Origin of the sequence: Paracholeplasma manati (assembly GCF_025742995.1) — a bacterium.
In the GTDB taxonomy this organism is placed as follows: Bacteria; Bacillota_I; Bacilli_A; order Acholeplasmatales; family UBA5453; genus Paracholeplasma; species Paracholeplasma manati.
In genome coordinates, this window is sequence record NZ_JAOVQM010000014.1 from 1 (window position 1) to 11,713 (window position 11,713).

Annotated in this window: 11 protein-coding genes; 4 read left to right on the top strand and 7 right to left on the bottom strand. The window is 40.4% G+C overall.

The annotated features are described in order from the left end of the window. Positions 1-171: 171 nt before the first annotated feature. A complete protein-coding gene (locus N7548_RS08600; RefSeq protein ID WP_263609068.1) occupies positions 172-1,707 on the bottom strand; it encodes a diguanylate cyclase domain-containing protein in 1,536 nt (511 codons plus the stop codon). Positions 1,708-1,965: 258 nt separating this feature from the next. Between N7548_RS08600 and pdhA the strand changes: the two genes are divergently transcribed. The 4 genes from pdhA to lpdA are packed head-to-tail and all read left to right on the top strand — an operon-like array spanning position 1,966 to position 6,672. After that, entirely contained in the window at positions 1,966-3,048 is a 1,083-nt protein-coding gene (pdhA, locus tag N7548_RS08605) for a pyruvate dehydrogenase (acetyl-transferring) E1 component subunit alpha (protein ID WP_263609069.1), read from the top strand. A gap of 1 nt (position 3,049) precedes the next feature. Then, a complete protein-coding gene (locus N7548_RS08610) occupies positions 3,050-4,033 on the top strand; it encodes an alpha-ketoacid dehydrogenase subunit beta (protein WP_263609070.1) in 984 nt (327 codons plus the stop codon). Between the two features lie 9 nt (positions 4,034-4,042). Then, positions 4,043-5,305, top strand: a complete 1,263-nt coding sequence (locus N7548_RS08615; RefSeq protein ID WP_263609071.1) for a dihydrolipoamide acetyltransferase family protein — start codon at positions 4,043-4,045, stop codon at positions 5,303-5,305. Beyond that, positions 5,302-6,672, top strand: a complete 1,371-nt coding sequence (lpdA, locus tag N7548_RS08620; RefSeq protein WP_263609072.1) for a dihydrolipoyl dehydrogenase — start codon at positions 5,302-5,304, stop codon at positions 6,670-6,672. The genes N7548_RS08615 and lpdA overlap by 4 nt, the downstream gene beginning before the upstream one ends. A gap of 33 nt (positions 6,673-6,705) precedes the next feature. On the opposite strand, the gene lplA is transcribed toward lpdA, so the two are convergent. From lplA to N7548_RS08650, 6 genes are all read right to left on the bottom strand, one after another. Further along, positions 6,706-7,662, bottom strand: coding sequence for a lipoate--protein ligase (gene lplA / locus N7548_RS08625; RefSeq protein ID WP_263609073.1), 957 nt, complete (start codon positions 7,660-7,662; stop codon positions 6,706-6,708). Between the two features lie 23 nt (positions 7,663-7,685). Beyond that, complete coding sequence (gene pepF / locus N7548_RS08630) at positions 7,686-9,479, bottom strand: oligoendopeptidase F (protein ID WP_263609074.1); 1,794 nt, start codon at positions 9,477-9,479, stop codon at positions 7,686-7,688. Positions 9,480-9,641: 162 nt separating this feature from the next. Next, positions 9,642-10,085 (bottom strand): YdeI/OmpD-associated family protein, encoded by a 444-nt coding sequence (locus tag N7548_RS08635; RefSeq protein WP_263609075.1) that lies wholly within the window; start codon positions 10,083-10,085, stop codon positions 9,642-9,644. Positions 10,086-10,106: 21 nt separating this feature from the next. Beyond that, complete coding sequence (locus N7548_RS08640; RefSeq protein ID WP_263609076.1) at positions 10,107-10,457, bottom strand: YciI family protein; 351 nt, start codon at positions 10,455-10,457, stop codon at positions 10,107-10,109. Between the two features lie 108 nt (positions 10,458-10,565). Further along, positions 10,566-10,943, bottom strand: coding sequence for a GntR family transcriptional regulator (locus N7548_RS08645; protein ID WP_263609077.1), 378 nt, complete (start codon positions 10,941-10,943; stop codon positions 10,566-10,568). Then, positions 10,940-11,578, bottom strand: a complete 639-nt coding sequence (locus N7548_RS08650; RefSeq protein ID WP_263609078.1) for an ABC-2 transporter permease — start codon at positions 11,576-11,578, stop codon at positions 10,940-10,942. Before N7548_RS08650 ends, N7548_RS08645 begins: the two co-directional genes overlap by 4 nt. Positions 11,579-11,713: the final 135 nt, after the last annotated feature.

The following is an 11,713-nucleotide window of genomic DNA, read 5'->3' on the forward strand; positions in this document are numbered from 1 at the left end:
TTTATACGTATATTTAATTATATAGAAAGTCGTGAAAGAGGGTGTTTTAAACGGGGTATTCTAGAAAATTTTATAAAAGTCACAAATCAATTGTTAGAAGATAGAACAATAAAAGACGAACTTTCCTAGTAAATAAAAAGAGATTGCTCACGCAACCTCTTACATCATCCATTATCGAATGAATTCTGCTTTCTTTTTTACAAAATCAATAATTGCTTTGGTATATTCTGTACTGGTTTCATTTTTCATTTGATACATCGATTCATCGGCTTTTTTGATTAAGTCATAAATCAACTGATCACCGCTTGAATCAAATGCCAAACCAATCGATACACTGATTTTATCCATGATGTTGGTATTCTCACATATGGATAATATATGATCTTTTATTTCAATCAATTTGGATTCAGACGTGTTTGGAATCAAAATCAAGAATTCATCGCCCCCAATACGGGCGATTTCTTTTTTCTCGAGTGTAGACATGACTTGTTTGATTTTGGACGACACTGCTTTTAACAGGAAATCACCGCGTTCATGTCCCAAATAGTCATTGTTCACTTTAAGTCCATTTAAATCTAAAGAAATGGCACCTAAATTCGGTTGGTTATTATAAACCTTAAGCTTATTTTCGATGTAATTGCGGTTATTTAATCCCGTCATCGCGTCAAAGTTAGACAATTGATTGAGTTCTCTTAAAAGCTTGAATACTTGGGTTTCATCATACAACAGAATCATATATCCATAGTGATTCTTCTGTATATAGAATTTACGTTCTCTGACATGATAGTGGTCTTTGTTTTGTGCGACCTCAACATCGACCTCATAGTTTCGATAAAAGACAATTTGGTCCTTTAACCCTTCATACAAGAAATCCAGTTTTTTACCGACATAATCCGTTGGTTTAACACCATACTTGGTCGTTAATAGTTCACTGAATTCAACGATTCTTTTATCTGAATCGGTTAAAATATACAACTCACGCATATTCGATAAGATTTTCCCTCGTCCACTCGTTAAGAGGTTGAAAATCATATCATTGGTATAAATCACACGGTACAAGATGAATGTACCAAATGCGAGAGATACATACGTCAAGTCAATATCGGTATCTATAAATAATAGGTCAATGAAGTTTAGGGCCAATACCACAATCACCGCGATGATGATGGTTTTCGTGACTGCTTCATAACTGCGAATGGTATCCTTCTTCTTCATCACGTAATAGAATAGCGCGATGATGGCGTAGACCATCACAGCGTAACTGAAGATGAGATGATATAGGTATAACGGCCCTTTATCTGCGAAATAGAGGTCTGAAAATACAGTCATTTCTTCCAGTGATAGTCGAACAAACCACGGGTATAGGTTATTGGTGAAAGCCAAGATGACTTCTACAATACCCAGCATCATTAAAGCGATTAATATCGCCTTTGGTAACTTCTCTTCTACATAATCATAAATGGTACACAATGAAAATACCATCACCATAAATTTCATTGGGTAACCAAGTAAATGGGCATGGTACACAACAAATGGCACCGATGAAATACGTTCGATGAAAATGAGTACCGTCCAGATGAAGGTTGTGAGCATCAATAGTTTTAAACAGCGGTATTTTGCTTCACGGCTGCTTTTAAATAGATTCACCACTGGGATGAATGTCATAAACCCAACTACAACCAACAATATCAATAAGAATTCATGCATAATCTTCACCTACTTATATGAACATTATACCAAACATTTGAGTTTCAAAGTTTAATGATAATTAAATTCTTGTTTAATTCATATTATGTATTGCACAACCAGTCAATTTTGGAAATTTTATAATCAAAATCCATACTTTTTCCCATCATTACATAAAGAATGCGTATCATTTTGTGTAAACACTTTGTCAAGGTATACTGAGGTTGAAAAGGTAACATAAATTCATATTTACCTTAATAACGATCACAGGAGGCTACTATGTTATTTGATGTATACGATCCACTGAAGAAAAAGATGTTTCAGATTTTGGATCAAGAGGGTGCGGTTCTAAATGCGAAAGATGAACCAAACATCCCTAAAGATGTCTTACTCAAAATGTATGAAACCATGACTTTAGGCCGTATTGCAGACTTAAAAGCGGTTCAGTTCCAAAGACAAGGTCGTTTGCTTACCTACGCACCAAACGTCGGTCAAGAAGCTGCACAAATCGGACCGATGGCAGCGTCTACTGACCGTGACTGGTTGGTGCTTGCGTTCCGTGAATTCAACGCGATGTTGTATAAAGGGGTTACCCTTGAACAATACTTCTTGTATTGGTTTGGGAATGAAAAAGGCTCCCATTTCAATGAGGGTGTGAAAGTCTTACCGGTCAACATCCCGATTGGATCACAAATCTCTCACGCGGCTGGTTTAGCCTATGCTGCGAAGATTCAAAAAAAGGACGAAGTTGCGTTTGTTTATATTGGTGATGGAGGTACATCCCACGGCGAATTCCACGAAGGTTTGAACTTTGGTGCGGTTTATAGCGCACCGATGATTGTGGTCATTCAAAACAACCAATGGGCGATTTCAACGCCACGTGCGAAAGCCACCAAAGCGGAAACCCTTGCTCAAAAAGCGATTGCTTATGGTATCCCAGGGATTCAAGTCGATGGGAACGACGTGTTAGCGATGTATGTCGCTGCTCAAGAAGCCATTAAGTTAGCTAAATCCGGCAAAGGACCTGTGTTGATTGAAGCGGTCACTTATCGTATTGGTGCGCATACCACTTCTGACAATCCGAAGATTTACCGTTCGGATGAAGAGGTCGAATCATGGGCAAAGAAAGACCCACTCAAACGTTTTAGAAATTACTTACTCAATAAAGGCATCATCACAGAAGATTCGGATGCGAAACTCAATGAAACCTATAACCAACTCGTATTGGATACCTTTAAAAAAGTGGAAGACAGTGGTTTAGAGACTTTAGAAGAGGTCTTTGGACATACCTATGCAGAACTTACCCCACAACTCAAAGAACAATACGAATTACTCAAGAAACAAGCGGAGGCGGGAGAATAATATGGCAATCCTTAATGTATTAGAAGCCGTCAATAAGGCTTTAGAAACCGAAATGCAAAAAGACCCAACGGTCGTTGTTTACGGCGAAGACGCTGGTTTTGAAGGCGGTGTCTTCAGAGCGACCGCTGGTTTACAAGCCCAATTTGGGGTAGACCGTGTATTTGATACCCCAATTGCTGAAGGGGCCATTATTGGTTCTGCTGTCGGGATGGCCATCAATGGCTTGAAACCGGTGGTTGAATTACAATTCTCTGGGTTCATGTTCCCAGGGTTCAATCAAATCGCGACCCATGTTGCGAGATATCGTAACCGTTCTAGAAGTAAATACAATCTTCCGATGGTCATTCGTATGCCATACGGTGGTGGTGTCAAAGCGTTGGAACACCACTCTGAAAGTTTAGATACCTTATTCGCTCACATCCCAGGGTTAAAACTGGTGATTCCATCCACCCCTTATGACGCATTGGGTTTATTAAGAAGTGCTTTACGAGACCCAGACCCGGTTGTTTTCATGGAACCGAAACGCATTTACCGTGCGTTTAAACAAGAAGTGCCGGATACCGATTATGTGGTACCGATTGGTAAAGCAAAAGTCGTTAAAGAAGGTAAAGACGTGACTGTCGTAGCGTGGGGTGCCATGGTGCGTGAAGTCGAAGCTGGATTGGCGTTACTTAAAGAAGACAATATCTCAGTTGAATTGATCGACCTAAGAACCATTGCCCCATTTGATGTCGAAACCATCGTCAACTCGGTGAAAAAGACCGGTCGTTTACTCGTGGTTCATGAAGCGGTCAAATCCTTTGGACCTGGGGCGGAAATCATCTCTGTGGTCAATGAAAAAGCGTTCTATCACTTAGAAGCCGCACCGAGACGCTTAACCGCACCAGACATCACCGTACCACTGCCACGTGGCGAACACCATTTTATGATTCACCCGAAACAAATCGCGGCAGAAATTAAATCGCTTTACGCCGTGAAAGCGTAGGAGGTCATTATGTATAATTTTAAATTCCCAGACATTGGTGAAGGCATTCATGAAGGTAAGCTTTTAAAATGGTTTTTCAAAAAGGGCGATACCGTCAAAGAAGGCGAAACCTTGTGTTTGGTTGAAACCGATAAAGTCAACGCAGAAATCCCCAGCCCTTTGACAGGTGTCATCGATACATTAGGGGTCGCTGTCGGTGAAATCATCCACGTGGGTGAAACCCTCGTCTTGATTCAAGATGGCACCGCACCAACCAAATCAGAACCGAAAAAAGAGACCACCTCGGTGGATGAAGGTGAAAACGCAGGGGTGGTTGGACAACTCGAAGTATCCTCTGAAGTCATCGCTTCTGCTGTAGAAGAAACCACCGAAGCCAAAGTCAACACCAAAGTATTGGCTTCTCCTCTCGCAAGACAACTCGCGTTAGACAATCAAATTGACATCAAATCCTTAAAAGGGTCTGGTGAATTTGGTCGAATCCTTAAAACAGATGTTGAAAACGCCATCGCGTCTATATCATCCAAACCAGTTCAACCAAGCATTCCAGTACCGCCAATGACAACTGCCAAAGAAGGCATTCGTCGTGTGCCGATTTCATCCGTTCGTAAAGCGATTGTTACCGCGATGACTCTATCCAAACAAATCATCCCGCATACTGTATTGATGGATGAACTCGATGTGTCTGAACTTGTCCATTTGAGAAACGATCAAAAAGGTCTCGCATCCGAAGCAGGCATCCATCTGACTTACATGCCTTTCATCATCAAAGCGTTAACCTTAACCTTAAAAGAGTTCCCGATTTTCAACGCGTCGTTTGACCATGAAAAGGGCGAAATTCTTTATAAAGATTTCATCCACATCGGTTTCGCAACCGATACCCCAGATGGGTTGATTGTTCCAAACATCAAAAATGCCGATCAACTCTCGATTTTTGAACTCGCACAACAACTCAAAGACTTACAAACGAAAGCCATCCATAAAACCATTCAACTCAAAGACATTCAAAATGGTACCTTTACCGTGACCAATTATGGCGCGTTCGATTCCACCTTCGGGGCACCCATCATTAAATACCCAGAAGTCGCCATCATGGGCATCGGTAAAATCCAAGCCAAACCGATTATTAGAAACAATGAAATTGTGATTGGACAAGTCATGCCGATTTCATTCGCGGTTGACCATAGAATCATCGATGGGGCGGATGCCGGCCGCTTCGTCATGAAGTTTAAATCATACTTAAAGAACCCTGTGTTCATGTTATTAGCGTCATGACCTACGATATTTTAATATTAGGTGGCGGACCCGGCGGTTATGTCGCTGCCATCAAAGCAGCTCAACTCGGCTATCAAGTCGGACTCGTTGAAAAAAACGCCTTGGGTGGCGTTTGTTTGAACGAAGGTTGTATCCCAACCAAAACGTTGTTAAAGAATGCGAAAGTATACCGATTGATGAAACACGCTTCTGCTTATGGTATCCATATCGATGACAGTGCGGTAACCTTCAATTGGACCGACATGCTTTCGCGTAAAAATAAAGTCATCAAAACCTTAACCGATGGGGTTAAAGGGTTATTAAAGAAAAATGGTGTGACTGTGCATAATGGTTATGGTGAAGTATTGAATCCAACCACCGTTAAAGTGGGGGATGAAACCTTAGCCACCAAATACCTCATTCTCGCGACCGGTGCTTCACCAGTCATCCCCAATATCCCTGGGTTAAAAGAAGGGTTTGAAAGACAGTTTGTCTATACCTATTCTTCTTTATTGAACTATCCGAATGTACCTGCATCCTTGACCATCATTGGTGGCGGGGTCATCGGGTTAGAATTCGCGACCTTATTCTCCAGTTTCGGCACAAAAGTTACGGTGATTGAACGTCTGGATCAAATCTTAAGTGCAGTCGATGACGATGTTCGTCAAGCCTATTTACGACTCCTTAAAAAAGAAAAGATTGAAGTGATTACTGGTGCATCCGTGACTGAAATCCAAACAGATGCTGTTGTTTATGAACATCAAGGGTCATCTAAATCGATTCAAAGCGATATCGTATTGTTATCGGTAGGTATGAAACCAAACCTTGAAGCGTTCAAAGCATTGAATCTTGAAACCACCAAACAAGGGGTGGTCGTGAATGCACACCTACAAACCAATATCCCAAACGTATACGCGATTGGTGACATCACTGGCAAAATGATGTTAGCCCACGCAGCGTCCGCTGAAGGGGTTACGGCTGTTGAACACATCAGTGGTAAAGATGTGTCCTTCTCCTTCGACCATGTGCCTAGTGCGATTTACGGGTTCCCAGAAATCGCTTGGATTGGTTTAACCGAAGCGGCTGCGAAAGCCGATAACATCCCTTACAAAACCTCTAAGTTCCCTTTAATGGCCAATGGTCGTTCTTTAGCTGAAGGAGAAACCGATGGGTTTGTAAAAGTCGTGGTTCATCCAGACACTGGTGAAATCATTGGTGCGCATATTCTCGCATCGAACGCATCCGACTTACTCGCTGAAGTGGTGCTCGCCATCAAGTCTGAAGCGACCATCGCCGATGTCGCGAATGCGATTCACTTACACCCAACGGTATCAGAAACCGTGATGGAATCCGCTTTAGGTGCGATTCATAAACACATCCATATCTAACAATAAAGGCATTCCACGTGGAATGCCTTTTCGCTATTCAAATAAGGTTTTGGTGAATGGTTCTAAAGACTTTTTGAGCGATGCATCGATGGTGTTTAGCTTTAGTTCATACGCTTCTTTTTCAAATCGACTGCCGTAGAATTGATTGAAATGAAGGGATAGTATCGGTGTGGTTAACACCAAGGTCTCAATCAAACCGTCTTTGATACTCACTTTGAGGGCGTGTTCTCCAATTGTTTTTTGGATTTCAAAAGCAGGGGACTCTCCAAAGTTCCACCCCCAGCTCAGATACTTCTCTTGTTTCAGTGCTTCGATGGCTTTTAAGTCAGCTTCGCATAAACTCAAGAAATGAGATTGAATGTCTTCTGTATTGAGCCAATATTTCAATAGCGCTGTTTTAAACACATCGATGTCCATAGAGGTTTTTAAATGTGTATTCACATTGGTAACCCGACTTCGATTCGAATCCACCGCAACACTCGCAATGTCTTTGGTTTTGGGTTTTAAGACTTTGCTTAAGGTGTCTAGATTCGTTTCAAACAAAATGGTGCCGTGATGTAACATCTTTTTTTGATGATACATTTGGGCATTTCCACTGAATTTATCGGTTCCGATGACCAAATCGCTTTTTCCACTGAAAGACGCGTTCACACCCATCTGTTGTAGGAAATCAACCACCGGTTGTGTGAATGATCGGTAATTTTTCAAGACATCTTGATAGTGTTTAGAGATGATGGAAAAGTTTAAATTACCCAAATCGTGATACACTGTACCACCACCGGATATTCGCCTAATGATGGGAATATCGTGCTTTTTACAATACTCGACATTGACCTCACCATAAACCACTTGGTTTCGCCCCACAATCACTGAAGGTGCATTTACCCACAGTAAAAGGATGTCTTCTTCACAATCCATGTGTTTTAAGACATATTCTTCTAATGCGAGATTAAAATGAGGGTCATGTAAGTGATTTAGGATGGTCTTCATAAATTACCTTTAGGGATAAAAAACTATCTTTTCGCTTGGATGATGTCTTCGATGGTGTTCGAAATGTCTTCGATGACTTCTGATAATACTTGGTCTGTGGATAAATCCACGCCTACCATCTTCGCTAGGTCTAGTGGAGACTTAGTCCCGCCTGCTTTCAAGACTTCAATCCATGCTTGTGGTTCGATTTGCTTGTCTTGAATCATGCGCGATACTTTGGTACCTAAGGTTAATCCGGCAGAGTAGGTATATGGATATAAACCCATGAAGTAGTGTGGTTGTCTCATCCAAGTGAGTCCAGCCCACTCAGGAATCTCAACCGCATCACCCCAAAATTGTCTTAATACACCGAGTTTGATGTTGTTTAGGATATTGGCGGATAAAGGTTGTTTTTGATCGACTTTTTTATAAACTTCTCGTTGGAAAGCAGCTTCTAGTAAATGGGTCACGAAATTGTGATAATACGTTCTGGAAATCATCACCGATTTAATCCAAGTTTTTTCGCGTTCTGAGGATGCTTTTTGGATCAAGTGGTTCGCCATCAATAATTCATTGGTAGTCGATGGGGCTTCGATGAAGTACATCGATGGTCTCGTATTTAAAATGCTTTGATTGGCATTGGCGTATTGGAAATGTCCCGCATGACCAAGTTCATGGGCTAATACCATGACTTCATCCATTTGACCATTCCAGTTGATGAGGATATAGGAGGATGCGCCATAAGGTGAAGAACAGAACCCACCGGTGGATTTACCTTGGTTTTGTGGGAAATCAATCCAGCGTTCATCAAACGCACGATGAACGATTTGGTTGTATTCTGGTCCTAAAATGGATAAGCCTTCTTTTAAGAGCTCTTTAGACGCTTCAATCGATACTTTCGGTTCAAAGGTAGGGTCAACAGCGATTTTCAAGTCCGCGTAAGTCATCTTGTCTAACCCATGGATGTCTTTTAATAATAACGCGTACTTGCGCATCGCAGGTGCGAGTTTCGTCATGATGCCATCGATTTGACGGTCCATGAAGTCTTTCGATACCTTTTGACCATCGAGTAGATAATCAAAGACACTTGGATAACCCCTGAGTTCAGATAGAATCTTCTCTTTTTGAACATGGGCTTGGTAATTGCTGGCAAAACCATGTTGGTATTCAGAAAGCTTTTGATAGAAGGTTTCATAAGCCTTTCTTCTAACGGCTGGATTGACTTCATATTCATACTCATTTTCAAATAAGGTGAATGAATTGGGATAAGTCACACCATCCACTTCAAAATCGTTGAATTTCATGTCTGCCAGTTTGAAGCGATTATAGTGCATATATGACGCATTGAGGACAGGTGATAACGACACCAAGGTTTTTTCAATCTCTGGTGATAAGGTATGTTTCTTGTCTTCAATGATTTCTTCTAGATAGTATTTGTTGTTATCGCTTAATGCGGCTGCTTTTAAGAGTAATTCATCGGGTTGTTGTTTGAGTTCATTGGTTAAGAAAGCCATCTTTTTAGAGATGCTTTGAAAACGCATCATGGCTTTCCCTTGACGCATTTGATTTTCTTCCGATATCGAATCGGTAGAGGATTGTAACGACCCATAAGCCCCAATTCTAGACAGTCTACCTTGGATGTCTTGGAATTGATTGAGTGCTTCATGGATGGTTTGTTCGGATGATAGTTTGTTTTCAAATTGTTGACAAAAAGCATCGATGTCTGTTTCAACTTGATCAAACGCTTCTAAATAAAGTGCTTCACTTTTAAATAAATTCGCCATGTCCCAAGTCTGATTGATATTGAGTTCATGACGTTTAGGTAATTGTTTTTTCATTGTATTCGCCCCTTTGAAAAGATTATAACACAGGTGAAATGGGAGTGAATGAAGGAATTGCATCCTTGTTGGTAAATCCGAATCGATTAAAGCATGCTATAAGTAAAAAAACATCCCTCTATCGTTAGCTTTCGATTATTGGGATGTTTTCATCATATCGATTTATTTTTGTTTTAATTGGGTGAGCAGTTCGTTCAAACGCTTGTCTAAAGTTTCTGGCTTTTTCGCTTCTACTACCTTTCGAACCATTTCTTTTCGATTCGAATAGGCGGCTTGATTGAAGACATCCATTAATTGATGTTCATTCAAAAAACGAGCTAAGACCTCTGGGATTTCAACATCCCTTCTACCTTCAATCAAAGTGAGTGTTACTATGATGGTATCCCCGCCACGTATACCTGTTTGTTCACGGTGTTCTTTCGATAGTGGAATCAAGTATTTACCACTCATGACCGCGACGGTCGATGGGTATTCATAATTACCGATTGTTACCATTACCGGTGGTTTCTTCGCTTTGCCTAAAGCTTCTAAATTGACTTGTGGTACTTCGATACCGGTGTTATTACCGAATGACAAAACGGTGGTCTTAAATTGGGTCTTAATCATGTTTATGTTCTCCTTACCATTTTAATATAGCTGTCGAAGTTCAATTTGACCTTCGCCATTGCCTTGCGGATCAGGTGCTTTTTTGGCCCAGCAAATGGCTTCTTCTTTCGATTTCACGTCAATTAAGAAAAAACCAGCTACGAGGGTACTTGGGTTTTCAAATGGACCTTCTGTGATGATGGCTGGTTCACCTGGGGTTGTGAATGAAAAGCGTAACCCATTCGAACTGGGTTGTAGTCCCTTGGCCATCACTTTAACCCCAGCCGAATCTAATAAATCATTGTATTCATCCATCGCCAACATTAATTTTTTATCAGGTAAATTCGCGCCTTCTGAGTTTTTAGAAGCCTTGATGATCATCATAAATAGCATACACATACCTCACTCAATTGTTCTGCTTTATTTCATTATATCATGACAAGAAAAAAACGCCTGGAATGGCGTTTTGTGTGAATTAATCGAAACCCATTTAATTGGATATTATCGTTTTGAATAATAATCTTTGACCATTAAAATCAAATCCGCTTCATCCACTTCATAAGACTTACACATATCTAACGCATGGTATAAAATATCCTTCACCGCTTCAATTCTCTTTCGGTTCAGCATCGATGTTGAGTTATTCTTAACATAAGAGCCCTTACCAACCACCGTATAGATATAACCATTGCTTTCGAGCATTTCCCATGTTTTTTTAACTGTGATGATGCTGATTCGCAAATCTTTCGCAATCACTCTAATGGAGGGGAGTGCTTCATCGGGCTTTAAATCCCCATGGATGATTTGAGCAGAGATTAAATCATACAATTGTTGATATATCGGGATTTGTGAACCCATACTGATCTGGATGTCTTTCATATATCAAGTTTCGAAAAATTCATTTGTGAAAGTTTAACAGCCAACAAACTCAGCAGAACACCCATGAGCGTGAGCAGTGTGAAGGGCAGTATTTGGGATGTAAATGACCCTTCAAGAAGGTCTCTAACCCATTGGTAACGGATGGCACCAAACTCAAATATAAACCCATAGATAAGGATGGCGATGTTAGCGTAAATGAGCGGTTTACCAAAAAAGTGAGCCGTTTTAAAATACAGTGGTAAGAATATGACATTGAATACACCAAACATGCCAATACCAACACCAAAGAATGTAAGGTTGATGTCTAAAAATGGATTATAAAGTTCATATACATAATTATGCATGAAACCAAAAACCAGTGCAAATAGTACGTGTAATAATTCTAAGATAAAGATGGACATGGCTTTTGAATTAACGATATCTTTTCTTTCCACAGGTAAAGCCCCAATAAAGTTATAATCTTGATTGCTATTATATGAACCGAACACTTGTGGTATGGTTATCCAAAAGAAATACATAAACACAAATGAATAGATCCAATAAGGGATAAACATCAGTGCCCCTAAAATGATGGGTAAGATGAAATAGAACTTATGAATGGATAAATTGAGTTCTTTATAGAGTAAGTTTTTCATTATTTGTGCTCCTCGTATAATATGTAGTGTAGATTTGGGATCAGGCCCAGCTACATATTGTTATTTATAAGATTGAAGTCCTAGTGTTATAATCAAGTCAAGATATAACCTGAAGAATCCGCTATCGCTCCTTGC